This window comes from Pseudomonas sp. S12(2018), assembly GCF_024355235.1.
In the GTDB taxonomy this organism is placed as follows: Bacteria; Pseudomonadota; Gammaproteobacteria; order Pseudomonadales; family Pseudomonadaceae; genus Aquipseudomonas; species Aquipseudomonas palmensis.
In genome coordinates this window covers 210,956-235,807 of the sequence record NZ_QLAD01000003.1, presented here as the reverse complement: position 1 = coordinate 235,807, position 24,852 = coordinate 210,956, and the positions used below count along the sequence as shown (strand labels likewise).

Here is a 24,852-nt window from a genome sequence, read left to right as displayed (position 1 = left end):
TCAGGTCCGCCGGCGCGCGCGCCGGCTGCGGTAAGTGTCGAGAACCACGGCGATCACGATGACCGCCCCGGTGATGATGCGTTTGGTCGGCTCGCTGGCGCCGATCTGCGCCAGCCCTGCGGCCAGCACCGAAATGATCAGCACACCGAAGAAGGTGCTGATGACCGAACCTCGACCGCCCATCAGGCTGGTGCCGCCGATCACCACGGCGGCAATCACCTGCAGCTCCAGCCCGGAGCCGGCATTGGGGTCGGCGGCCTCCAGCCGCGAGATCTGGAACAGCGCCGCCAGGCCGGCCAGCAGGCCCATCAGCGAGAACACCAGAATCTTGTACGGGCGCGGATCGATGCCGGCCAGGCGCACGGCCTCTTCGTTGGTGCCGATGCCGATCAGGTAACGGCCGAACACGGTGCGGGTCAGTACCAGTTGCGCCACCACGATCACCAGCAAGGCGATGATGAAGGCCGGCGAAATGCCGAAGGCCACCGGCTCCGACAGCCAGGCAAAGGCATCACCGATGTACGCGGTGCGCGAGTCGGTGAGCTGGTAGGCCACGCCACGCGCCATTTCCAGCACACCCAGCGAGACGATGAACGAAGGGATGCGCCAGGCCACGGTGATCGAGCCGGTAAGGGTCCCGGCCAGTGCCGCGCACCCCATGCCGAGCAGTGCCGCCGGCAGCACGCTCCAGCCCCAGCCCAGAATCGCCACGCTGACCGCCGACGCGGCCAGGGCCAGTACCGAGCCCACCGACAGGTCGATGCCGCCGATGATCAGCACGAAGGTCATGCCCACCGCCAGCACCATCAGGTCGGGGATCTGGTTGGCCAGGGTGCTAAAGGTGCCGTACGACAGAAAGTGGCTGCTCAGCAACGAGAACAGCACCACCATCGCCAGCAACGCACCGGCCAGGCCCAGGTAGGTCCCCAGGCCGAGGTAGGTACCGCTGCGCCGGGCCGGTGGGCCAGGCGGTGTGTCTATCGGGGAAGTGTTCATGCGGGGTTCCTGGGCACTGCGTCTTGCAGCAGCGCGTCACGTTTCTGATAGCCGGCAAAGGCGGCGGCCAGTAGCTGGTCCTGGCTCCAGTGCTCACGCTCGAAGGTTTCAATCAGGCGCCCTGCCGAAAGCACGCCGATGCGATCGCAGATCAGCATCAGTTCGCGCAGGTCGCTGGACACCACCACCAGCGCCTTGCCCTGGCGGGTCAGCTCGGCGAGCAGCCCATAGATGTCGAACTTGGCGCCCACATCGATACCGCGCGTGGGCTCGTCGAACAGCAGCACGGCGCAGTCGCGCTCCAGCCAGCGGCCGATCACCACCTTCTGCTGGTTGCCACCCGACAGCTCGCCCACCGTTTGTGCGGGCCCGGCGCTGCGGATGCGCATGGCCTGGATCTGGCGCTCGGCCAGGGCACGCTCGGCAGCACCATCCACCAGGCCCGCGCGTGAGATCGCCGGCATGTTGCCCAACGCCAGGTTGGCACTGACCGACTGCGACAACAGCAGGCCTTCGCCCTTGCGGTCTTCGGTAATCAGGGCCACGCCGTGGCGCACTGCAGCCATGGGCGAATCGATGCGCACCGGGCGCAACGGGCTGCCCAGCTCGATGCTGCCGCTGTCGGCCGTGTCGGCACCGAAGATCAGGCGCAGCAGCTCGGTACGCCCGGCACCGATAAGCCCGGAGATGCCGAAGATTTCGCCGCTGCGCACCTCGAACGAGACGTCCTGCACCTTGTCGCCCCGGCCCAGGCCGCTGACACGCAGTACCGGCTCGCCGATCGTGCGGCGCCCCAGGTCGATATGCTCGCCCAGCTCGCGCCCCACCATCAGGTTGACCAGTTGCTCGCTGCTGTAGCGCTGCATCGGTTCCACGCACACCAGCTTGCCGTCGCGCAGCACGGCAATGCGCTGGGCGATGCGCTTGAGCTCTTCGAGGCGGTGGGAAATGTAGATGATCGACACACCCCGTTGCTGCAGGCGCTCGATCTGGCTGAACAGCAGCTCCACCTCGCGTGCGGTGAGCATCGCGGTGGGCTCGTCGAGAATCAGCACATGGCAGTCGCCGATCAGGTTGCGGGCGATCTCCACCATCTGCTGATGGCCGATGCCCAGCTCGCCGACCAGCGTATCGGGGTCGATCGCTTCGAGCCCCACCTGCGCCATTGCTGCGATCGCCAGTTGGCGCAGGCGCGTGCGATTGACCCAGCCGGCGCGGCTGGGCAGGTTGTGCAGAAACAGGTTCTCGGCCACGCTCAGGGTCGGCAGCAGGTTGAGCTCCTGCATCACCATGCGCACGCCCTGGCGCTCGGCCGCGGAGCGGCTGGCGGGCTGATACACCTGGCCCTGGTAGAACATCTGCCCGGTGGTGGGGGTTTCGAGCCCGCCGATGATCTTCGACAGGGTGCTCTTGCCCGCACCGTTCTCGCCAGTCAGGGCCAGCACTTCGCCGCGCAGCAGGGACAGTTCGATATCGCCCAGCACGGGCTGGGCGTAGGTCTTGCCGATTGCACTGACCGACAACACGACATCCGCAGTCGCCGACATAAGGTGTTCTCCTGGCGCCCGCACCACGGCAGGCACCGTCAGCGGGCTAGGGCTGCTTGACCAGCTCGACCGGGGTCTGGATGACGTTGTCGGCATCCACGTCCGGCTTCTCGCCGCGCAGCATCTTCAGGGCCGCCTCGATACCGAACACCGCCTGCTTGGCGGCGTATTGATCGGCCGTGGCCAGCACGCGACCGTCGCGCAGCATCGGCTGGATCGCCTTGATGTTGTCGTAGCCCACCACCTGCACCGCACCGACCTTGCCTGCCGCGCGCACCGCCGACACCGCGCCGAGCGCCATGCTGTCGTTGCCGGCCAGCAGCGCCTTGAGGTCGGGGTATTCGTTGAGCATGGCCGAGGCCACGGCATTGCCCTTGTCGATCTCCCAGTTGCCCGATTGCACCGAGACGATCTTGATCTTGGCTGCCTCCATGGCGTCCTTGAAACCGGCGGTACGCTGCTGGGCGTTGGTGGTGGTCGGCACGCCCTCGATGATGCCGACCTGATCGCCCACGCTCAGGCGGGTGGCCAGGTACTCGCCCACCAGGCGCGCGCCCTTGCGGTTGTCGGGGCCCACGAAGGGCACGCTGAGGTTCTTGCTCTTGAGTACACCCGGGTCGAGGCGGTTGTCGATGTTGACCACGGTGATCCCCGCGTCCATGGCCTTCTTGACCACTGGCACCAGGGCCTTGGAATCGGCCGGGGCAATCACCAGCGCGTTGACGCCGGAGACGATCATCTGCTCGACGATGCGGATCTGGTTGCTGGTATCGGACTCGTCCTTTATGCCATTGGATACCAGGTCGAACTCGCCTGCGTGGTCTCTCTGGTAGGCCTTGGCGCCGTCTTCCATGGTGAGGAAGAACTCGTTGGCCAGCGACTTCATCACCAGGGCCACCTTGGGCTTGGCGGTGTCGGCATGGGCGTGGCTGAAGGGTACGGCGGTGGCGAGGGTGGCCAGCATGGCAACGGCCAGCAGGCGTCCAGCGAAGGGCAGCGTCATGGGTTCACTCCGAATCTTATGATTTTTGTCGGGTCGCAAACGTTTGCGGTTAACAACTATGGAAACGCTACCGGGTTTTGTCAAATCTGCCGACCGCCCTTCATGGCCCCGATAGTGCCGGGAATTATCCTTAAAATCTTCGGAAAACCGAACATCTGGCACCGCAATAATTCGGGTTTCCGAAAGCAGTGCCGGGCAGCACGGGGCATAAGCCCAAATAAATTTCTTATAAATCAATGAATTGACGTCAACGCTCAGTTAATTGGGCAACTGGTACGCTTTCTGCTGAACTTGTGTGGGCAACACAGCAATTTCACTCATAAGGAACAATAACGATGAAAGCTGCGCTTCACTCCTTCGCTCCGGCCGCCCTGGCCCTGTTCATGTTCTTCCCTGCTGGCGCCTACGCCAAGGAAGCCGAAACCCAACAGAAACTCGCCAACGTGGTTATCCTCGCCACCGGCGGCACCATTGCCGGTGCTGGTGCCAGCGCCGCCAACAGCGCTACCTATCAAGCCGCCAAGGTGGGCGTCGACAAGCTGATTGCCGGTGTTCCGGAGCTGGCCAACCTGGCCAACGTACGCGGCGAGCAGGTGATGCAGATCGCCTCCGAAAGCATCACCAACGAAAACCTGCTGCAACTGGGCAAGCGCGTTGCCGAGCTGGCCGACAGCAAGGACGTGGACGGCATCGTGATCACCCACGGTACCGACACCCTCGAAGAGACCGCCTACTTCCTCAACCTGGTGGAAAAGACCGACAAGCCGATCGTGGTCGTGGGCTCCATGCGCCCCGGTACCGCAATGTCGGCTGACGGCATGCTCAACCTGTACAACGCCGTGGCCGTGGCCAGCGACAAGCAATCGCGCGGCAAGGGCGTGCTGGTGACCATGAACGACGAGATCCAGTCCGGTCGCGACGTGAGCAAGTCGATCAACATCAAGACCGAAGCGTTCAAGAGCGCCTGGGGCCCGATGGGCATGGTCGTGGAAGGCAAGTCGTACTGGTTCCGCCTGCCGGCCAAGCGCCACACGATGGATTCGGAATTCGACATCAAGACCATCAGCAGCCTGCCTGCCGTGGACATCGCCTACAGCTACGGCAACGTCAGCGACACCGCCTACAAGGCCCTGGCGCAAAATGGCGCCAAGGCCATCATCCATGCCGGTACCGGCAACGGTTCGGTGTCCTCGCGCGTAGTGCCGGCCCTGCAGGAACTGCGCAAGAACGGCGTGCAGATCATCCGTTCGTCCCACGTCAACCAGGGCGGGTTCGTGCTGCGCAACGCCGAGCAGCCTGACGACAAGAACGACTGGGTAGTGGCGCACGACCTGAACCCGCAAAAAGCGCGCATCCTGGCCATGGTCGCCCTGACCAAGACCCAGGACAGCAAAGAGCTGCAGCGCATCTTCTGGGAATACTGAGTGCAGTAGCCCGGCAGGCCGCCCTTCCTACAGCGGGGCGGCCTAACCTCTTGTAACCTCGCCACTTTTATTTTGCCCACGGTGCAGCAAAGCCTGCGCCGTGTGGTCACATGGGTTCTTTGAGCGACACGCAGTTGCGAAAAGCCTTACAGTAAAATACTGTATGCGCATACAGCAAAAATAAGGAACCTGTACCTGTGGCCACCTCCTCTGCCGCCAAGCCCGTCAGCAGCTACGAGCAACTGGGCATCCGCATTCAGAAAATCATCAACTCGCCAACCGCGCAGAAGTCCCGCGCGGCGCTGATCTTTCGCCTGGAGCACGAGTCGCCTGCCGACTGGGAGACCCTGCTCGAAGAAATCGCCGAAAACGACAACGTCACCCTGGCCTACCGGGATGACGGCGGCGTGCAGATTTTCTGGGTTGTGCCCAAGGAAGACTGAAGCCGTCGCCAGGCGCTGCCCGCCCACCCTGCTCCGACTTGTCGCCCTTCTGGGCGATGGTGTTATCCGTAGAATCTGGAAGTAATGATGTTCAAGAATCTTGCAGCTGCAGTGATGCTGCTGATGTTGTTGTGTGGCCAGGTGTTTGCTGAAACGCGTATCGGCACCTGGAACCTGGAACACCTGAGCGACCGCCCCAACAAGGACTTCAAGGCCATTGCCAAGGTCGCCAAAAATGTGGATTTTCTGGCTGTGCAGGAGCTGATGAGCGAAGCGGCCCTGGACAAGCTGGCCAGGGAACTCAGCCGCCAGAGCGGCGAGCCCTGGAGCCACATGGCCTCCGATGCGGTAGGCAGGTCTTCGTACAAGGAAATGTATGGTTTCGTGTGGAAGGACAGCAAGGTCGCCTATGAAGACGGTGCGGTGTCCTACCTGGACCGCAAGAAGATCTTCGAGCGCGAGCCCTACTCCGCGCGCTTCAAGTCACTCACCGACAATGCCTATTTCGTGGTGGCCACGGTGCATATCGTGTACGGGAAAAAGCCGTCTGACCGGGTCGCGGAAATCGATGCGCTGTCGAGCTACTGGACCTGGCTGAAGGAAGTCTACCCCGGCAACAATCACATCCTGCTGATGGGCGACTTCAACATGCCGCCCACTTCGCCTGCCTGGAAGTCGCTCAATGCCGCCGCCAGACCACTGGTGGTCGCAGGCGCCAGCACGCTGTCCACAACCGACGGCAAATTCGCCAACCTTTACGACAATATCTTCGTCAGCCATTCCTCGCCGCTGAAGGTCAACAGCGTGGGCGTGTACGACTACCCGAAACACCTGGGCATGACTCACCAGCAAGGCCGGGCGAACATCTCCGATCACGCACCGATATTCCTGCGTGCAGAGCTGGGGCAAGGCAAGGGCACGGCCACGACCGCCGCTTCACCGGCAAGACCCGCCGCACCCGCCAAAACCAAGGCTGCAACCGTGGCCGACGCCACCGGGCAAGTGCGCGGCAACCGGGCCAAGAAGCGCTACCACCGCCCGGACTGCCCGTCGTACAACAGCATTGCCGAAAAGAATCGGGTCGAGTTCAGCAGCGAATCTGCCGCCCAGGCAGAGGGTTACAGCATCGCCGGCAACTGCCAGAAGGCCGGCTGAGGGGATAACGGTGCAGCCTTGACGCCAAGGCTGCACCTGAAGGTCACTTGACCAGCTGGAACTGACTGGCGCCCTGCAACTCCAGACGCGGCACGCCCTTGTACTGCTCGATACGCCCTATCACGCACACCGTGCGCCCCTCCAGCGGCTGCGCCAGCAACGAGGCGAACGCCGGGCGATGCTCGCCCCATACCACCAGCCCCAACCGTCGCTTGCTGGGGAAGCTGGCACCCAGGTCGATCCAGGTCGGCTGGCCCCTGGACGACGGTTTGTAGGTCACCTTCATGATCGGGCCCAGCACCGCAGCGCTCTGCCCGATATGGTCGGCGGCCTGACGCCAGTCCAGCGGGTTGTCGCAGGTGGCGCCCTGCAAGGTAGCGGGTGACGCCGGCGCCGCCACTGCCTGGCTGACCACGGCCGAGCCTGCAACCGACTCGGTGCCCTTGAACGCAAACACCACGATCAGAACCCCGATCAGCGCAGTGAATGACATGATCGTGTACTTCATGACCGAAACCTCCTTGTTGAGCCCTTTGATCCGGCTGCCCTGCGCCTGCGCCAACTGCTGCACGCTGGCACTCTGGCGCGTGCTCGACAGCAGGTCGTGGGCTTTTTTTCGCTCGGCATCGAGCAGTACGCTGATATCCCGAGCACAACGCTGCGGATGATCCCTGACGTCGCGGTTGGCAAAGCGCAGCACCCGCCAGCCCTGGGAAGTGAGTGCAGACTGCCGCCGCTGCCAGTCGATGAACTCGGGGTGCGACATGCCGGTACCCGTACCGCTTTTGTCATAGCCATCGATTTCGATGGCGATGCGCACGTCTCCCTCTTCATTGATGACAAGGTCGCAGTAGCGTTGCTTGCCGTCATTGTCCTTGAAGGGGTATTGCGCACTCAGCGACTCGTAACGGATGCCCGCCACGAGGCTGAGCACGTTGCTGGCGAACAATCGTTCGTAGTCACTGCCGAACCGCGCCGCATTGGCCTTCAACCACTCGTCCTGGGTCATGTGCTGTCGTCTGCGCTGGAAAGTCGGGCCGGTGCAAAAGCACCCACTCTCGACCGATGCAGTCAAAAAGCCATAACGCAGCCGAGCCGCCGATTCTGGCCGACTCTGTAGGAAAAGTCGATTTTCAGGTGGGATCAGGCGGCGGTCATTCGGGCGCCTTCGCCGGCAAGGCCGGCCCGTGCAGGGGGTGACCGGTGGCGCTCAACATGGCTTCGCCCACTGCTGGTTTGCCCGACGCCTTCAACCCCTGGGCGGCGCCCTGGATATCCCGCGCCTCCTTGTTCTGGCCCAGCTTGAACTTGCCGACCAGACGGGTGATCTCGATCTCGAGCCCGACGATGGCCTTGAGCATGTCGCGGATGTAGTCCTTCGGCGCGTCGGACATCTTCCACGGCACGGGCTGGGATGCTTCGTGGGTGCGCGTGAGCAGGGCCACCAGGCCACGCACGTAGTGCTCGTCATCGTGCAAGGTCACGCGGCCATGGGCGTGCACCACCTGATAGTTCCAGGTGGGCACCTGTTTGTGGGTCTCGTGCTTGCTGGGGTACCAGTTGGGCGAGATGTAGGCATCGGCGCCGCGAAAGATCACCAGCACTTCATCGCCATCCTTGAGTTCGCGCCACAGCGGGTTGGCCCGCGATACGTGAGCATGCAGCACCCCCTGCGTGCCCTCCTGCGGCTTGAAGTGGAACGGCAGATGGTTGGCATCCAGCCCACCCTCGCCGTGGCTGACCAATACACCCAGCGGGTTCTGCATGATCAGTTGATGCAGCACCTCGGGGCGCGACTCGTTGAAAGACTGCGGTACGTACATGGTTTGCATCCATCCGGCACAGGGCGATGGCAAATTGTGTGGCGCAACTGGCCCATGGTATAGATCCACTATCGAACAAAATGACTGGACCAGAAAACATGGCGCGCAAAGCCAATGTGGTGGATATTCCTTCGCTGGGCACGCTGGACCGCAGCAGCGGCCAACTGGGGCGCCAACTGGCCCAGGCGCTGCGTGCGGCGATCCGGCGCGGAGACCTCAAGCCCGGCGAGCCGCTGCCCTCGACCCGCATGCTGGCCAGATCGCTGATGATCGCGCGGGGCACGGCCATCGAGGCGTTCGAGCAACTGACGGCCGAGGGGTTTCTGGAGTCCCGCGGCCGTGCCGGCACGCGGGTCGCGCACAGCCTTGAAGAGCCACCTGCCGCGCACACGACAGGTGTGGCGCGGCCCGCCGCCAGCTCGGCACGCATCGAACGCTTTGCACAACTTGCCCGCCGCTTCGGCGAGGTACCCCAGGTACCGTTCGCCGTCTCGGTACCGCTGGGCAAGGCCGCGCCGGATGATATCTGGCGGCGCCTTGGCAACCGGGTGCGCGCCCGCGGCCCGGGCGCCCCTTCCGGCTATGGCGACCCGCTGGGGGAAATCGAGCTGCGCGAGGCGGTGGTGGACTATGTGCGCAAATCCCGCTCGGTACGCTGCGAGGCCAGCCAGGTGATCATCACCTCCGGCACCCAGCAGGGCCTGTACCTGGCCTGCCAGGTGCTGCTGGACATCGGCGATTTCGCCTGGGTCGAAGACCCGGCCTACCGCGGTATCACCGCCATTCTCGAAAGCGCCGGGCACAGCGGGCAGATGGTGCGCGTGCCGGTGGACGCCGAGGGCATGGACGTGGAACACGCCGTCGCTACCTGCCCCCACGCCCGCGCCGCCTTCGTCACCTCTTCGCACCAGTACCCGCTGGGCATGCCGATGAGCATGACCCGGCGCGAGGCACTGCTGAGCTGGGCCAGAACCCACAATGCATGGGTGATCGAGGACGACTACGACGGCGAGTTGCGCTATGCAGGGCACCCCTTCCCCTCGTTGCAGGGGCTGGACCCTGAACGGGTGATCTACCTGGGCACCTTCAGCAAGATCCTGTTCCCGTCACTGCGCCTGGGCTATGCGATCGTGCCGCCGGACCTGGTGGACGCCTTCTGCGGTGCCCGCGTGCTGATGGACCGTCATCCGGCCAACGCCGACCAGCAGGTACTGGCGGCCTTCATCAACGAAGGCCATCTGGACCGGCACATCCGCCGCATCCGCGGTGTGTACGCCACCATCCATCGCCAGGTGAACGAAGCGGTGGCGCGCTGGCTGGAGCCTGAGCTGGCCTGGCTGCAACCGACCGACCAGGGCATGCACCTGGTGCTGTGGCTGGCAGCCGGTATCGACGACAGGCAGGTAGCGGACCAGGCCGCAGAGGCCGGGGTGGTGGTGCGCGCGGTATCCCCCATGTATGCGGGGCCGCACGGCAGGCCCGGGCTGGTGCTCGGCCTGGGTGGGTTCAGTGGCGAAGCCATCGATGCGGCGATGCAGCGCCTGGCACGGGTGATCGAAAGCGCCAGCGTTCAGGCCAGCGCCTGCAGGTAGGCGCTGGCCTGTTGATAGCGCTGCAGGCGCGCGATGTCTTCGGGGCCGGGCATGGCGATGCGCGAAAGGTCGCTGTTGTCGGCAAGGTCGGCAAGCTTTACCACCCGTGCCAGCGGGTCGCTGCCCAGCCGTGCGACGAAGGCCTCGTAGCTTTCGTCATCGCGCCGGCTCAGCGCCTGCACCGCCGCCAGTATCTTCAGGGCGAAGCCTTCGCGGGCCAGGTCCGACAAGCTCATGCTGGTATCTTCAAGCACGTCGTGCAGCACCGCGACGATGCGCTGTTCGGTGGTCTGCACCCTCAGCATCACCCGCAACGGGTGCAGGATATACGCAGTGCCGCCCTTGTCCTGCTGCCCTTCATGGGCCCTGGCGGCAACCGCAATGGCTCGCTCCAGTGTGGACATAAGCCCCCTCCTCTAACCCTCGCGCCGTCGCAGGCGCGCCATGCTGCAGGCATCGGTGAACACACCGTCACGTAAAGCATAGTCGCGCAAATGCCCTTCCACCTCGAAGCCGTGGCGCCGGTACAGCGCCAGTGCCGGCTGGTTATCGGCGTAAACAGTGAGTTCGACGCGCTGCAGGCCCATCCAGTTGTCCGCCACCTCGAGCACCGCCGACAACAGCCGTGTGCCCACCCCCTGCCCTTGCCAGGCCGGGGCGACGCCCATGCCGATGCCGCCGCAGTGGCCGCGACGTACACGTATGAACTGCTCGAGCGTACAGCTGCCGATCACCTCGCCTTGATGTAAGGCCACCAGAAACACCATTCGTTCGTTGTCGGTGGCGATGCGTTTGCGCCACAGGTCGGCGCTCTGATACGGCATCTGCAGCACCTGCCGCGCCACCTGTGGGTGGTTGTACAGGGCCGTGAGCCCCTCGACGTGCTGTTCGGTACAACGTTGAAGGGTAATGGCGAAGGGCGAATCACTCATGACGGCTCATCCTTGAAGACAAGCCGTGAGTGTAAGAGGCGCCGCCGCGTGCTGGCTAGCGCTCGGCGCCGTGCTGGATGACCACCGAATCGGTACCCAGGCGCGCCATCACATCGTTCTTGCTGGCCAGGGCCTCCTCTTTTGTCGGATAAGGGCCCAGGAGTACCACCGGCTTGCCGTCGCGGTACACCACCGAGGATGGAATCTGTTTTTCGATCAGGCGCGCGGTCATGTCGCTGAGGGCGCCCATGTTCGGGCCCTGGATGATCTCGACGTCCCAGCCTTCGGGCGCGGGCTGGTCGGCCAGGGCATCGGCACGGCGCTGCAGGTCGGCACCACCGCAGATTTCGCGGATGCGCAGGTCGCCGCCGGTTTCGTCGATGATGATCTGGTAGTCGTCGCCCTGCTTGATGGCCACGTAGCTGCGGTAAGGCTGGAACACACCGGCCGCGTCCTTGCCACGGAACTGGCCGCAGATATCGCCCTGCTTGTTGAATCGCACGTTGGCGAACTTGGCCGTCTTCGGGTTATCCAGATGCTCGGCAACCTGCTTGTGTACCCGTTCGGCATCGTTGTCACAGCCGGCCAGGGCCAGCACTGCCATTACCACCGCCACTTTGCGCACGCGTCTATCTCCAGGTTTCAAGCGGCGGATTTTAGCATCTGTGCAAGGCCGGGGGTTACAATCGCCCGGCCTTGAACTTCCATAGGGCATTCCATGCGCCAGGTACTGCTGATTATCGACGTACAACCCTCGTTCAACCCGCCGCAATGGCTGGTAGACGGCATAGCATCACTGATCGGCCGCATGCCGTCGGTGGCGAGCGTGGAGCGCCATGATGAATCGGTGACCCCGTTTCAACGTCAGCTGGGCTGGCAACCGGCGGCGCACGACCAGAGCCTGGTGGCGGCAGATCGCATCTTCATCAAGCATGGCTACGCCCCTACGGCCGAGATGCTGGATTACCTCAGGCAATTGAACCCCGAGCGCGTGCTGGTGTGCGGCATACAGACCGACACCTGCGTGCTGGCGGCGGGGTTCGCGCTGTTTGATGCGGGGCTGCAGCCGACCCTGATCAGCGACCTCACGGTAGGGTCGTCGCTGGATCGCTCGGGGCAGTTGGGGGTGAGCCTGTGGCTGCATCATTTCGGGCACGTGGTGAGTACGCAACAGTTGCGGTGAAGGCTTCGCCGGCAAGGCCGGCGAAGCGGCCAGCACAAGCCATCCCTCATTCGCGGATGCAATCCACCGTATACACGTCCCCCACCTCATGCTGCAGCCCGTGCACATCGGCCACAAACCCGGGGAACCCACGGTCGAACGCCCGTGCAAAGCTCAGGTAGTCGATGATCGAGCGTGTCGACTCGGTAAAGCGCTCCCCGGGCATGATCAACGGAATCCCCGGCGGGTACGGCACCAGCATCACCGCCGCCACCCGCCCGATCAGGCGCTCGATCGGCACCGCCTCGACCTCGCCGCGCACCAGCTTGTCATACGCATCCCCCGGCTTCATCACCACCTCGGGCAAGCGCGTGTACAAGCGCTTGAGCTGCTTGGCCGTGGCGTTGGCGCGGTAGCATTCGTGCAACTGCTCGCACAGGTCGCGCAGGCCCATGCCGTGGTAGCGCAACGGGTCCAGCTGCGCCACGCACGGCAGGCTCTGCAGCAGCGCGGTATTGGCGTCGTAGTTGCGCTTGAACTCCAGCAGTTCGGTGAGCAAGGTGCTCCACTTGCCCTTGGTGATCCCCATCGAGAACAGCACCAGAAACGAATACAGGCCGGTCTTCTCCACCACCAGCCCGCGCTCCCACAGGAACTTGCTGACCACTGCCGCAGGAATACCATGCTCGCCCAGGCTGCCGCCCGCATCCAGCCCCGGCATCACCAGCGTGACCTTGATCGGGTCGAGCAGCACGTAGTCTTCGCTCACATCGCCAAAGCCGTGCCATTCGGCCTGGGGTTGCAGCAGCCAGTCCTCGGTCGCCACGCGGTGAATGCCACCCACCTGCGGCGGTTGCCAGATACTGAACCACCAGTCGTCGTCGGCCAAGTGCTCGCGCAGGTTGGCCAGCGCACGCCGGAAGCTCAGCGCCTCGTCGAACATTTCCTGCAGCAGCGAGCGCCCAGCCGGGCCTTCCATCATCGCCGACGACACGTCCAGCGAGGCCAGGATGCTGTACTGGGGCGAGGTGGAGATATGCATCATGAACGCCTCGTTGAATCGATCACGGTCGAGCTGACGTGCACCGCCGTCCTGCACGTGGATCATCGAGGCCTGGCTGAACGCGGCCAGCAGCTTGTGGGTGGAATGGGTGCTGAACACCAACGGGCTGTCGGCACTGCGCGAAGTACCCATGGCGTAACGCCCGGCAAAGAATTCGTGAAACGCCGCGTAGGCGTACCAGGCCTCGTCGAAATGCAGCACCTCGACACTGTTGCCCAGCACCTGCTTGATCATCTCGGCGTTGTAGCACAGCCCGTCATAGGTGGAGTTGGTCACCACCGCCATCTTCACCCGCGGCTCGCGACCTGCGGCCAGCGGGTTGGCCGCGATCTTGGCCTGGATCGCCTCGCGGCTGAACTCGCTCAGCGGGATGGGGCCGATGATGCCCAGCTCGTTGCGCTCCGGACACAGGTACAGGGGGATTGCGCCGGTCATGATGATTGCGTGCAACACCGACTTGTGACAGTTGCGATCCACCAGCACCAGGTCGTCACGCCCGACCATCGAGTGCCAGACGATCTTGTTGGCGGTGGAGGTGCCGTTGATCACGAAGAAGGTGTGGTCGGCGCCGAAGTTGCGCGCCGCACGCGCTTCGGCCGCCGCCAGGGGGCCGGTATGGTCGAGCAGCGAACCCAGCTCCGGCACCGACACCGACAGGTCCGAACGCAGGGTGTTCTCGCCGAAGAACTGGTGAAACGCCTGGCCCACCGGGCTCTTGCGATACGCCACGCCACCGCCATGGCCCGGCGTGTGCCAGGAGTAGTTCGATTGCGCGGTGTGCTGCACCAGAGCCTTGAAGAACGGCGGCAGCAGGCCGTCCAGGTAGTTGTGCGCCGCCCGCGCCACTTGCCGGGCCAGAAACGGCACGGTGTCTTCGAACAGGTAAAGGATGCCGCGCAACTGGTTCAGTTCGCTCATGGCGTCGGCCGGGGCGTTCTCCAGGGTCACCTGCTCGCCCAGTGCGAAGATCGGCAAGTGCGGTGCGCGCACCCGCGCCAGGCGGATCAGCTCGACCATGTTCTGCAGCAGGTGGGTGTTTTCCCCCGCGCCTTCGGCCGCAATCAGCATGCAGGCCAGGCCGTGGTGGGTGGCCGCTACCAGGCGGCCCTCGGCGTAGTCCACCGCCGGCAGAATGGTAAAGCCGTCCTGGGCCAGTTCCTGGGCAATGCCGCGCACGCGATCACCGGCCACACTGTCGGCCTTGATATCGCGGTGCACGATGAGTATCGGAAACTTGAGGTCCTTGTACATGGGCGCCGGCACCTTCTGAGCGACAGGCCGTGAGGCCGTTCATTTCAGGGTAGAAGGTCGGCGCCAGGTACGCGGCGGGATTTGCTTCAGCGGGCCTCGAGCAGTTGCTGCCACAAGGCCGGGCCACCGGTGGATTTTGCCACCGCTTCAAGGCGCGCCATGTGCGCTTGCAGTTCTGCCTCGGTGGCCGGGATGATGCGCCCCGGTTGACGCCCCACCAGCCGACGGATCTCGCTGCCCTGGCTGGACTGGCCTTCGCCCTCGCTGTCGCTGCCGGCCAGTGACAGGCTGGTCTGGCCACCGGTCATGGCCAGGAACACGTCCGCCAGCAACTCGGAGTCGAGCAACGCGCCGTGCAGTTCGCGGCCGGAGTTGTCTACGCCATAGCGTTTGCACAAGGCATCGAGGCTGTTGCGCTGGCCGGGGTGACGCTCACGGGCCATCAGCAGGGTGTCGAGCACCTCGCAGTGCTGTGCGATATCGGCGCGATCGTGCTGGCCGAGCATGGCGAATTCGTTGTTGATGAAACCAACGTCGAACGCCGCGTTGTGGATGATCAGCCGCGCGCCCTTGATGTACTCGAAGAACTCGTCGGCGATTTCGGCGAAACGCGGCTTGCCCACCAGGAATTCGTCGGTGATGCCGTGCACCCCGATCGCGCCTTCGTCGCTTTCGCGGTCAGGCTGCAGGTACACGTGGAAATTGCGTCCGGTCATGCGCCGGCCGACCAGCTCGATACAGCCGATCTCGATGATGCGGTGACCATCGGCCACCGGCATACCGGTGGTTTCGGTGTCGAGCACTACCGACCTGTTGTTCTGCATCTCCACGTCGGTCATCTCCTGCCGCGTACTGCCTGAATATTGAAAGCGGCGGATTTTACCTCACCCGGGGCAGGATGTGGCGAATTCGCTAAAGGGAGGGTTCAGCGTTGCTTGCGCAGATCGTCGACGCCGCGGTTGGCCAGCTGGTCGGCACGCTCGTTGCCGGCGTGACCGACGTGCCCGCGCACCCACTGCCATTTCACGTTGTGGCGGTTGACCTGTTCGTCGAGCTGCTGCCACAGGTCGGCGTTCTTGACCGGCTCCTTGGCGGCGGTCTTCCAGCCACGCTTCTTCCAGTTGACCATCCACTCGGTGATGCCTTTCATCACATATTGCGAGTCGGTTACCAGCAGCACATCACACTGGCGCTTGAGCGCCTCGAGGCCCTTGATGGCGGCCATCAGTTCCATGCGGTTGTTGGTGGTTTCGCGCTCGCCGCCCCACAGCTCCTTTTCGACGCCCTTGCAGACCAGCAGCGCGCCCCAGCCGCCCAGGCCAGGATTGCCCTTGCAGGCACCATCGGTGTAGATCTCGACGCTTTCGACGCTTTCGCTCATGTACAGCCTTTATTCATCATTGAAGGTGCGGCCCTCGGGGTGAGGCGTGCGCCGGTTGACCTTGGCCATCGGCAACGGCAGCAGCTTGCCCATCGGCTCGCGGCGCACCTGGCGCAGCGGGCGCAGGCCCACCACCATCTTGCGCGCCACCAGCACGTACACACCGCCACCGGATATCTGCCAGCGCCCGGCAGCACGCTCCCAGCCAGACAACCGTGCCTGCCAGGCCGGCGAGGCAAGCGGCGGACGATAGCACCCGAAGCGGCGTTTCTCCAGCGCGAAGCCCAGCAGGTTGAGCCAGTCGCCCACCCGCGACGGCGAGATGCAGCGCGCCTTGCGCAACGCATCATGGGCAAACACCCGGCGCAGGCCCCAGGTGCTCCAGGGGTTGATCCCGACGATCAGCAGGTGCCCGCCAGGGCGCACGCTGCTGGCCGCCTCGCGCAGCAGGCCGTGGGGCGAGAGGCTGAAGTCCAGCCCGTGCTGCAGCACCACCACGTCGGCGGCGTGCTCGCTCAGGGGCCAGGCCTGTTCTTCGCACACGATCTCGACGCCCGGCAGCGGCGCCCCCAGGCGCACGTTGCGTTGCACCTGCGGGGCATTGGGCGGTGCCTCGGCGCAAGGGCCGTAATGCACCAGGTAGCCACCGAAGAAGCGCCCCAGCTCCTCTTCGAGCAGGCGCTGTTCCCCGGCGAGCAGCTGCTGGCCCAGCGGGCCGGCGAACCACTCGCGCGCCTGGCTGATCAGCTCGAGCCACTGCGGGTCGGCCTGGGCAAAGGCTTGATCGGTCATTGCTGTCTCCCTTGGAAGGTTCTCGACAACGCACATAGCTACTAAGATGCACCCATGTCCACCGTTTGGCGAATCGCACGATGATACAGATACAGGCCCTGCCCGCTTTCAGTGATAACTACATCTGGTTGTTACAAGATGCCGTGAACCAGCGTTGTGCGGTGGTCGACCCGGGCGATGCCGCCCCCGTGCTGGCCTGGCTGCAGGCGCATGCCGACTGGCAACTGACCGACATTCTGATCACCCATCACCACCACGATCATGTGGGCGGCGTTGAGCAGCTCAAGGCGCACACCGGCGCCCGCGTCAGCGGCCCGGCCAACGAACGCATACCCGCCCGCGACCAGGCCCTGAACGACAATGACCGCCTCGAGGTGCTGGGGCTTGAGTTCCAGGTGTTCGCCGTACCCGGCCACACCCTGGGGCACATCGCCTATTACTGTGCCCAGCCGCAGTTGCCGATGCTGTTCTGTGGCGACACGCTGTTCGCCGCCGGCTGCGGGCGCCTGTTCGAGGGCACGCCGGAGCAGATGCACCACTCGCTGGAGCGCCTGGCAGCGCTGCCGGCGGCCACCCAGGTGTATTGCGCCCACGAATACACCCTGAGCAACCTGCGCTTTGCCTGTGCGGTCGAGCCGCAGAACCCGCACGTTATCCAACGCTTCGAAGACGTTACCGCACTGCGCGCGCAGGATCGCATCACTTTGCCCTCCACCATCGCGCTGGAGAAGCTGACCAACCCGTTTTTGCGGGTAGCAGAAACATCCGTTAAACAAAAAATAGACGAACGGGTGGGCCGCATAAACCCTACGCCCAGTGCTGTTTTTGCAGGGTTGCGGGCCTGGAAAGACACGTTCTAAACAGGCGCTGTGAAGGTCGGAAAATTCTCAAAGGTTGACCGATGGGGGGTGCCTTTCTAGAATCGCCCGACATTTTTGCCCGGAACTTTCCCCCAGCCAATGTCGTCCCCTAGCCGCAGAACCTTCAATTCCGTTGCCCTGACGCGCCTGGCCCAAGCCAGTGCGCTGGCCCTGGCCGCCACCCTCGTGGGCTGCCAGAGCACGCGCCAGGTCGATGAATCCGATAGCGTTCGCGCGCACAACTTCCAGGCGCGGATCAAGCAGAAACCGATCTTCGTGCATGACAAGAAGCCGGTCGAGCCAGCCGTGGCCCAGGACGTCTGGGAACGCATGCGCCAGGGCTTCCAGTTGCAGGACGGCATTGCGGTGAACCCGCGCATCGAGCAGCAGCGCCTGTGGTTCGCCAGCAACCCTTCGTTCCTGGAAGGCGCCGGCGACCGCGGCAGCCTGTACATCCACTACATCGTCGAGCGTCTTGAAGAGCGCGACATGCCGCTGGAGCTGGCCCTGCTGCCGGCAATCGAAAGTGCCTACAACCCGATGGCCTATTCCCGCGCCCACGCGGTGGGCCTGTGGCAGTTCATCCCGTCCACCGGGCGCTACTTCAACCTGCGCCAGACGCGCTTCTACGATGGCCGTCGCGACATCACCGCCTCGACCAACGCGGCGCTGGACTACCTGACCCGCCTGCACGACATGTTCAACGGCGACTGGCTGCTGGCCCTGGCGGCCTACAACGCCGGTGAAGGCACGGTCAGCCGCGCCATCGAGCGCAACGAGAAGCTCGGCCTGCCAACCGACTACTGGAACCTGCCGCTGCCCAAGGAAACCCGCGACTATGTGCCAAAGCTGCTGGCCCTGTCGCAGGTGGTGCTGACCCCGCAGGCGTACGGCGTGAACCTCAACCCGATTGCCAACGAACCCTACTTCGAAGCCGTGGCGATCAAGGACCGGCTCGACCTGTCGCGGGTCGCCGCACTGGCCGAGATCGACGAAGACGAGCTGTTCCAGCTCAACCCGGCCTTCAAGAAACGCATGACCGTGGACGGCCCGCAGCAGTTGCTGGTACCCACCGCCAAGGCGCAACTGCTGACCACCAGCCTGTCGAACATGAAGCCCGAAGAGCTGCTCAGCCTGCAGCCGAAAAAGGCGGTATTCGAGGCAGCCCTGGCCGAAGCCTCGACGCCGGTGCGCAACAGCCGCTACCGGGTCAAGCGTGGCGACAACCTGGGCAGCATCGCCCGGGCCAACAAGGTCAGCGTCAAGGACCTGCAGCGCTGGAACAAGCTGCGCGGCAACAACCTCAAGGTCGGCCAGACCCTGGTGATGCAAGGTGCGCAGCCTGCCAGCGCGGGCGGCAACCAGAAGAAGCCTACCCAGTACAAGGTACGCAAAGGCGATTCGCTGTACATGGTGGCCAAGCGTTTCAACGTTGAAATGCAGCACCTCAAGCGCTGGAATCCGCGCAGCGGCCACGCCCTCAAGCCCGGCCAGACCCTCACCGTCTACCTGCCGCACTGAGACCCGGGCCAGGCCCGCCTGGCCGCGGCCCCGGCGATCTCCGGGGCTGCTCTTTTTCCTGCCGATACAAGCTGTTACTGTAGCCGGAATAAAGCCCAAGCCCGGATCGGATCGCCGACTTGATACGTCCCCTCCTGTTGCTGTCATTCAGCCTGGCCTTGAGCTTTCCCGCGGGCGCGACCATCAGCGAAAGTCACGGTTACGCCCAGTTCGGCACGCTCAAGTACCCAGCCAAATTCACCCATTTCGATTGGGTAAACCCGCAAGCGCCCAAAGGCGGCACCTTGCGCGCCATGGCATTCGGCACGTTCGATACCCTCAACCCCTATACCTTCAAGGGCTCAAGCCCGGTCACCACGCCCAACTTCCTGCAGTACGGGGTGAACGAGCTGAACGAGACCCTGATGGTGGGCACCGGCCAGCGCGACCCGTCCGGCGATGAAGCCACCTCCAGCTACGGGCTGATCGCCCGTTCGGTGGAGTACAGCGAAGACCGCAGCTGGGTGGTGTTCAACCTGCGTCCCGAGGCACGCTTTCACGATGGCCGGCCGATCACCGCCGCCGACGTGGCGTTCTCCTACCGCACCCTGCTCAAGGAAGGCCACCCGCTCTACCGCACCAACCTGCAGGAAGTGCAGCGGGTCGACATCCTCAACCCCAAGCGCATCCGCTTCGTGTTCAAGCGTGCCGGCAACCCGCTGCTGATCTTGCGCCTGGGCGAAATGCCGGTGCTGCCCCAGCATTACTGGAAAGGCCGCGACTTCAAGGCCACTACCTTTGAACCGCCACTGGGCAGCGGCCCGTACCGCATCACCCAGGTACAGCCAGGTCGAAGCCTGGTGTTCGAGCGGGTCAAGGACTACTGGGGCAAGGACCTGGCAGTCAACCGCGGCAAGTACAACTTCGACCGCGTCGAGTTCGAGTTCTACCGCGACAGCGATGTGGCCTTCGAGGCCTTCAAGGCGGGTGAGTTCGATGTCTACATCGAGCACCAGGCCAAGAACTGGGCCACCGGCTACAACTTCCCCGCTGTGCGTCGTGGCCAGGTGATCCAGGCGCAGATCGCCCACCAGATCCCGACCCAGACTCAGGGGTTGTTCATGAACAGCCGGCGCGCCGCCTTCAGCGACGACCGCGTGCGCCAGGCGCTGGGCCTGATGCTGGACTTCGAATGGACCAACCGCACCCTGTTCAGCAGCGCCTACAAGCGCGCCAGCAGTTACTACCCCAACAGCGAGTTCAGCGCCACCGGCCTGCCGGTGGGCAAGGAGTGGCTGCTGCTGGCGCCGTACCGCGACCAACTGCCTGCCGCCCTGTTCACCCAGCCCTACAGCGTGGGCAAGACCAACGGGCGCGGTATCGACCGCGATACCCTGCGCCAGGCCCTCAACCTGCTCGGCCAGGCAGGCTGGAAGCTCAGCGGCCAGCGCCTGCTCAACAGCAACGGGCAGCCGCTGAAGCTGGAAATTCTGCTGGTGAACCCGAACCTGGAGCGGATCCTGCAACCTTATGTCGAAAATCTTGCCAGCATCGGTATCGACGCGCGCTTGCGCACGGTAGACCGGGCCCAGTACAAACAACGGCTGGACCAATTTGATTTCGACATGATTCTGATGACCCTGAACCAGACCCTGAGCCCGGGCCTCGAGCAGTGGCTGTATTTTCATTCCAGCCAGGCCGCCACCAAAGGCAGCAAGAATTACGCGGGCGTGAAGAGCCCGGTGGTCGACCACCTGCTAGAGTCCCTGCTCAATGCACAGAGCCGCGACGACCAGGTTGCTGCGGCGCGCGCCCTCGATCGAGTGCTGCTATGGCAGCACTACATGGTTCCCAACTGGTATCTCGACTATCACCGCCTGGCCTACCGCAACCGGTTTGCCTTTGTCGCCACGCCGCCCTACACCCTGGGGCTGAACAGCTGGTGGCTCAAGCCCACGGAGAACGCCCAATGATGCCATTGCCGTGCCTGCGCCTGATCGCAGGCGGCCTGCTGCTGGCCAGCCTGAGCCTTCAGGCCCTGGCCGCCCCGCAACATGCAGTGACCCTCTACGACGAAGCGCCCAAGTACCCGGCCAACTTCAAGCATTTCGACTATGTGAACCCCGACGCGCCCAAGGGCGGTACCTTTCGCGTGAACGGCTCAGGCAGCTTCGACAGCCTCAACCCCTTCATCAACAAGGGCGTGCCGGCCGACAACATCGATCTGGTATACGACACCCTGGCGCGCAATAGCCTTGATGAGCCATTCACCGAATACGGGCTGCTGGCCAGGCAGATCGAAACAGCCCCCGACAACAGCTGGGTGCGCTTCTACCTGCGCCCCGAGGCGCGCTTTCAGGATGGCCATCCGGTTCGTGCCGAAGACGTCGTGTTCACCTTCAACACCCTGGTCACCAGCGGCGCACCGCTTTACCGCGCCTACTATGCCGACGTCGACGAAGTGATCGCCGAAGACCCGCTGCGTGTGCTGTTCAAGTTCAAGCACAAGGGCAACCGTGAACTGCCGCTGATCCTCGGCCAGTTGCCGGTGCTGCCCAAGCACTGGTGGGCCAACCGCGACTTCACCAAAGGCAACCTGGAGATCCCCCTGGGCAGCGGGCCGTACAAGGTCGCCGAGGTCAAGGCCGGGCGCTCGGTCCGCTACGTGCGCGACCCCGACTACTGGGGCAAGGACCTGCCGATCAACCGCGGCTTCTACAACTTCGACACCATTCGCGTCGACTACTACCGCGACAACACCGTGGCGCTCGAGGCGCTCAAGGCCGGCCAGTTCGACTACTGGCTGGAGGTCAGCGCCAAGAACTGGGCCACCGCCTACAACATCCCGGCAGTTCGCCAGAACCGCCTGATCCGCGAAGAGATCGCCAACGGCAACCCGACCGGCATGCAGGGCTTCGTGTTCAACCTGCGCCGCCCGATCTTCCAGGACGTGCGCGTGCGTGAGGCACTGAGCCTGCTGCTGGACTTCGAGTGGACCAACAAGCAGCTGTTCAATGGCGCCTACACCCGCACCACCAGCTACTTCGAAAACTCCGACATGGCGGCCAGCGGCCTGCCGGATGCGGCCGAACTGAAACTGCTGGAACCGCTGCGCGGGCAGATCCCCGACAAGGTGTTCACCGAAGCGTTCAAGAACCCGGTCACCGATGGCAGCGGCATGATCCGCGAGCAGCAACGCCAGGCCTACAAGCTGCTGCAGGAAGCCGGCTGGCGCATCCAGGACGACAAGATGGTGGATGCCCAGGGCAAGCCGGTGGTGATCGAGTTTCTGCTCGCCCAGACCGAGTTCGAGCGCATCCTGCTGCCCTACAAGCGCAACCTGGCCGACCTGGGCATCGAGCTGAACATTCGCCGGGTGGACGTATCGGAGTACATCAACCGCCTGCGCTCGCGCGACTTCGACATGATCGTGGGCGGCTTCCCGCAATCCAACTCGCCGGGCAACGAGCAACGCGAGTTCTGGCAGAGCGCCAGCGCCGACAAGCCCGGCAGCCGCAACTTCATGGGCCTCAAGGACCCGGCCGTGGACACCCTGGTGGACGGCCTGATCAATGCCGACTCGCGCCAGAGCCTGATCGAACACACCCGTGCCCTGGACCGCGTGCTGCAATGGGGCTACTACGTGGTACCCAACTGGCACATCAAGACCTGGCGCGTGGCGTACTGGAACCATATCGGCCACCCGGCCACGCCGCCCAAGTACGACATCGGCATCAACACCTGGTGGATCAAGCCGGACGTGAAACCGGTGGTGCCGGGGGCCGCAGATGCCGCCCCAGCCGATGCTGCCCCAGCGGGCGAGGCACCTTGACATGCTGGCCTATATCTTTCGCCGCCTGTTGCTGATCATCCCCACCCTGCTGGGTATCCTGATCATCAACTTCGTGATCATCCAGGCCGCGCCCGGTGGCCCGGTGGAACAGATGATCGCCAAGCTCGAGGGCTTCGACGGCGCCACCAGCCGCATCGCCGGTGGCGGTTCGGAAGTATCCGTGGCCGGCTCCAACTACCGTGGCGCCCAGGGCCTGGACCCTGCCCTGGTGAAGGAAATCGAGCGCATGTACGGCTTCGACAAGCCGGCGCCGGAACGCCTGTGGATCATGATCAAGAACTACGCCCGGCTGGATTTCGGCGACAGCTTCTTCCGCGACGCCAAGGTCATCGACCTGATTGCCGAGAAGATGCCGGTGTCGATCTCGCTGGGGCTGTGGAGCACGCTGATCATGTACCTGGTGTCGATCCCCCTGGGGATCGCCAAGGCTACCCGGCACGGCAGCCACTTCGACGTGTGGACCAGTTCGGCCATCATCGTCGGCTATGCGATCCCGGCATTCCTGTTCGCCATCCTGCTGATCGTGCTGTTTGCCGGCGGCAGCTACCTGGACTGGTTCCCCTTGCGCGGGCTCACCTCGAACAACTTCGATGAACTGAGCACCACGGGCAAGATCCTCGATTACTTCTGGCACCTGACCCTGCCGGTGACCGCGCTGGTGATCGGCAACTTCGCCACCATGACCCTGCTGACCAAGAACAGCTTCCTCGACGAGATCAACAAGCAGTATGTGATCACCGCCAAGGCCAAGGGCCTGAGCCCCAACCGGGTGCTCTACGGGCACGTGTTTCGCAACGCGATGCTGCTGGTGATCGCGGGCTTCCCCTCGGCATTCATCGGCATCTTCTTCACCGGCTCGCTGCTGGTGGAGGTGATCTTCTCCCTCGACGGCCTGGGCCTGATGAGCTTCGAGGCGGCCATCAACCGCGACTACCCGGTGGTGTTCGGCACGCTGTTCATCTTCACCCTGCTGGGCCTGGTGGTGAAACTGATCGGTGACCTGACCTACACCCTGGTCGATCCGCGGATCGACTTCGACAGCCGGGAGCACTGAGATGACCCTATCCCCTCTCAACCGCCGCCGCTTCGAACGCTTCAAGGCCAACCGCCGTGGCTGGTGGTCGCTGTGGCTGTTCCTGATCCTGTTCGGGCTGAGCCTGGGCGCCGAGCTGATCGCCAACGACAAGCCGCTGGCGGTGCGTTACGACGGCGAATGGTACTTCCCCGCCCTCAAGCGCTACCCCGAGACCACCTTCGGCGGCGAGTTCCCGCTGGAGGCCAACTACAAGAGCCCGTACATCCGCGAGTTGCTGGCAGCCAAGGACAGCTGGGTGCTGTGGGCACCGATCCCGTTCAGCTACCAGAGCATCAACTACGACCTGAAGGTGCCCGCCCCGGCACCGCCCTCGGCGCAGAACCTGCTGGGCACCGACGACCAGGGCCGCGACGTGCTGGCGCGGGTGATCTACGGCTTTCGCATCTCGGTGCTGTTCGCCCTGACGCTGACGGTGTTCAGCTCCATCATCGGGGTGATCGCAGGCGCCCTGCAGGGCTTCTATGGCGGCTGGGTCGACCTGGCCGGGCAGCGCTTTCTGGAGATCTGGTCGGGGTTGCCGGTGCTGTACCTGCTGATCATCCTGGCCAGTTTCGTGCAGCCCAACTTCTGGTGGCTGCTGGGCATCATGCTGCTGTTCTCGTGGATGAGCCTGGTGGACGTGGTGCGCGCCGAGTTCCTGCGCGGGCGCAACCTGGAATACGTGCGCGCTGCGCGGGCGCTGGGCATGCAGAACGGCGCGATCATGTACCGGCACATCCTGCCCAACGCGATGGTCTCGACCATGACCTTTTTGCCGTTCATCCTGACCGGCGCCATCGGCACCCTCACGGCGCTGGACTTTCTCGGCTTCGGCCTGCCACCGGGCGCGCCGTCGCTGGGCGAGCTGGTGGCCCAGGGCAAGTCCAACCTGCAGGCGCCGTGGCTGGGCATGAGCGCCTTCGCGGTACTGGCACTGATGCTCAGCCTGCTGGTGTTCATCGGCGAGTCCGCCCGCGATGCCTTCGACCCGAGGAAATGA

Annotated in this window: 23 protein-coding genes; 11 read left to right on the top strand and 12 right to left on the bottom strand. The window is 64.1% G+C overall.

Features of this window, described 5'->3' with window-relative positions; all coding sequences use genetic code 11:
* From DN388_RS08270 to DN388_RS08260, 3 genes are read right to left on the bottom strand one after another with little or no spacing between them, the layout of a single operon-like run.
* On the bottom strand, positions 1 to 996 hold the full coding sequence (locus tag DN388_RS08270) for an ABC transporter permease (RefSeq protein ID WP_054915267.1): 996 nt from the start codon (positions 994 to 996) through the stop codon (positions 1 to 3).
* Complete coding sequence (locus DN388_RS08265; protein ID WP_058541298.1) at positions 993 to 2,543, bottom strand: sugar ABC transporter ATP-binding protein; 1,551 nt, start codon at positions 2,541 to 2,543, stop codon at positions 993 to 995. Before DN388_RS08265 ends, DN388_RS08270 begins: the two co-directional genes overlap by 4 nt.
* A gap of 46 nt (positions 2,544 to 2,589) precedes the next feature.
* Positions 2,590 to 3,546, bottom strand: a complete 957-nt coding sequence (locus DN388_RS08260) for a sugar ABC transporter substrate-binding protein (RefSeq protein WP_210015103.1) — start codon at positions 3,544 to 3,546, stop codon at positions 2,590 to 2,592.
* A gap of 335 nt (positions 3,547 to 3,881) precedes the next feature.
* On the opposite strand from DN388_RS08260, the gene DN388_RS08255 reads away from it, so the two are divergent.
* The 3 genes from DN388_RS08255 to DN388_RS08245 all read left to right on the top strand — a co-directional run bounded on the left by DN388_RS08255 (position 3,882) and on the right by DN388_RS08245 (position 6,568).
* A complete protein-coding gene (locus tag DN388_RS08255) occupies positions 3,882 to 4,970 on the top strand; it encodes an asparaginase (protein ID WP_043860815.1) in 1,089 nt (362 codons plus the stop codon).
* A gap of 197 nt (positions 4,971 to 5,167) precedes the next feature.
* Positions 5,168 to 5,413 (top strand): DUF1654 domain-containing protein, encoded by a 246-nt coding sequence (locus DN388_RS08250; protein ID WP_043860816.1) that lies wholly within the window; start codon positions 5,168 to 5,170, stop codon positions 5,411 to 5,413.
* Positions 5,414 to 5,500: 87 nt separating this feature from the next.
* Complete coding sequence (locus tag DN388_RS08245) at positions 5,501 to 6,568, top strand: endonuclease/exonuclease/phosphatase family protein (RefSeq protein ID WP_054915269.1); 1,068 nt, start codon at positions 5,501 to 5,503, stop codon at positions 6,566 to 6,568.
* Between the two features lie 43 nt (positions 6,569 to 6,611).
* Here DN388_RS08245 and DN388_RS08240 read toward each other — a convergent pair whose 3' ends face one another.
* Positions 6,612 to 7,577, bottom strand: coding sequence for a DUF559 domain-containing protein (locus tag DN388_RS08240; RefSeq protein ID WP_078479643.1), 966 nt, complete (start codon positions 7,575 to 7,577; stop codon positions 6,612 to 6,614).
* 145 nt (positions 7,578 to 7,722) lie between these two features.
* Entirely contained in the window at positions 7,723 to 8,391 is a 669-nt protein-coding gene (locus DN388_RS08235) for an FMN-binding negative transcriptional regulator (protein WP_058541302.1), read from the bottom strand.
* A gap of 98 nt (positions 8,392 to 8,489) precedes the next feature.
* Between DN388_RS08235 and DN388_RS08230 the strand changes: the two genes are divergently transcribed.
* On the top strand, positions 8,490 to 9,983 hold the full coding sequence (locus DN388_RS08230; protein WP_254998607.1) for a PLP-dependent aminotransferase family protein: 1,494 nt from the start codon (positions 8,490 to 8,492) through the stop codon (positions 9,981 to 9,983).
* On the opposite strand, the gene DN388_RS08225 is transcribed toward DN388_RS08230, so the two are convergent.
* The 3 genes from DN388_RS08225 to DN388_RS08215 are packed head-to-tail and all read right to left on the bottom strand — an operon-like array spanning position 9,962 to position 11,540.
* Complete coding sequence (locus tag DN388_RS08225; protein WP_043860821.1) at positions 9,962 to 10,387, bottom strand: HD domain-containing protein; 426 nt, start codon at positions 10,385 to 10,387, stop codon at positions 9,962 to 9,964. The two genes, DN388_RS08230 and DN388_RS08225, sit on opposite strands and share 22 nt — an antisense overlap.
* Before the next feature lie 12 nt (positions 10,388 to 10,399).
* Positions 10,400 to 10,915, bottom strand: a complete 516-nt coding sequence (locus DN388_RS08220; RefSeq protein WP_043860822.1) for a GNAT family N-acetyltransferase — start codon at positions 10,913 to 10,915, stop codon at positions 10,400 to 10,402.
* 55 nt (positions 10,916 to 10,970) lie between these two features.
* Complete coding sequence (locus DN388_RS08215) at positions 10,971 to 11,540, bottom strand: SPOR domain-containing protein (protein ID WP_054915273.1); 570 nt, start codon at positions 11,538 to 11,540, stop codon at positions 10,971 to 10,973.
* 93 nt (positions 11,541 to 11,633) lie between these two features.
* On the opposite strand from DN388_RS08215, the gene DN388_RS08210 reads away from it, so the two are divergent.
* Positions 11,634 to 12,098, top strand: a complete 465-nt coding sequence (locus tag DN388_RS08210; protein ID WP_254998600.1) for a cysteine hydrolase family protein — start codon at positions 11,634 to 11,636, stop codon at positions 12,096 to 12,098.
* 46 nt (positions 12,099 to 12,144) lie between these two features.
* On the opposite strand, the gene DN388_RS08205 is transcribed toward DN388_RS08210, so the two are convergent.
* The 4 genes from DN388_RS08205 to DN388_RS08190 all read right to left on the bottom strand — a co-directional run bounded on the left by DN388_RS08205 (position 12,145) and on the right by DN388_RS08190 (position 16,564).
* Positions 12,145 to 14,391, bottom strand: a complete 2,247-nt coding sequence (locus tag DN388_RS08205; RefSeq protein WP_254998596.1) for an Orn/Lys/Arg decarboxylase N-terminal domain-containing protein — start codon at positions 14,389 to 14,391, stop codon at positions 12,145 to 12,147.
* A gap of 86 nt (positions 14,392 to 14,477) precedes the next feature.
* Positions 14,478 to 15,230 (bottom strand): DNA polymerase III subunit epsilon, encoded by a 753-nt coding sequence (gene dnaQ, locus DN388_RS08200; protein ID WP_229589435.1) that lies wholly within the window; start codon positions 15,228 to 15,230, stop codon positions 14,478 to 14,480.
* Positions 15,231 to 15,316: 86 nt separating this feature from the next.
* Positions 15,317 to 15,772, bottom strand: a complete 456-nt coding sequence (gene rnhA, locus DN388_RS08195) for a ribonuclease HI (RefSeq protein ID WP_043859728.1) — start codon at positions 15,770 to 15,772, stop codon at positions 15,317 to 15,319.
* Positions 15,773 to 15,781: 9 nt separating this feature from the next.
* The gene (locus DN388_RS08190) at positions 15,782 to 16,564 is read right to left on the bottom strand and encodes a class I SAM-dependent methyltransferase (protein ID WP_043859727.1); all 783 of its coding nucleotides are present in this window, start codon (positions 16,562 to 16,564) and stop codon (positions 15,782 to 15,784) included.
* Between the two features lie 80 nt (positions 16,565 to 16,644).
* Here DN388_RS08190 and gloB point away from each other — a divergent pair, with 80 nt between their 5' ends.
* The 6 genes from gloB (at position 16,645) to DN388_RS08160 (ending at position 24,852) form a co-directional block, all read left to right on the top strand.
* Positions 16,645 to 17,424 (top strand): hydroxyacylglutathione hydrolase, encoded by a 780-nt coding sequence (gene gloB / locus DN388_RS08185; RefSeq protein WP_043859726.1) that lies wholly within the window; start codon positions 16,645 to 16,647, stop codon positions 17,422 to 17,424.
* 99 nt (positions 17,425 to 17,523) lie between these two features.
* On the top strand, positions 17,524 to 18,945 hold the full coding sequence (locus DN388_RS08180) for a LysM peptidoglycan-binding domain-containing protein (RefSeq protein WP_254998589.1): 1,422 nt from the start codon (positions 17,524 to 17,526) through the stop codon (positions 18,943 to 18,945).
* A 119-nt stretch (positions 18,946 to 19,064) separates the two neighbouring features.
* On the top strand, positions 19,065 to 20,897 hold the full coding sequence (locus tag DN388_RS08175; RefSeq protein WP_054915278.1) for an extracellular solute-binding protein: 1,833 nt from the start codon (positions 19,065 to 19,067) through the stop codon (positions 20,895 to 20,897).
* Positions 20,894 to 22,756 (top strand): extracellular solute-binding protein, encoded by a 1,863-nt coding sequence (locus DN388_RS08170; protein WP_254998586.1) that lies wholly within the window; start codon positions 20,894 to 20,896, stop codon positions 22,754 to 22,756. Before DN388_RS08175 ends, DN388_RS08170 begins: the two co-directional genes overlap by 4 nt.
* A gap of 1 nt (position 22,757) precedes the next feature.
* Positions 22,758 to 23,831, top strand: a complete 1,074-nt coding sequence (locus DN388_RS08165; protein ID WP_043864486.1) for a microcin C ABC transporter permease YejB — start codon at positions 22,758 to 22,760, stop codon at positions 23,829 to 23,831.
* A gap of 1 nt (position 23,832) precedes the next feature.
* A complete protein-coding gene (locus DN388_RS08160; protein ID WP_043864487.1) occupies positions 23,833 to 24,852 on the top strand; it encodes an ABC transporter permease in 1,020 nt (339 codons plus the stop codon).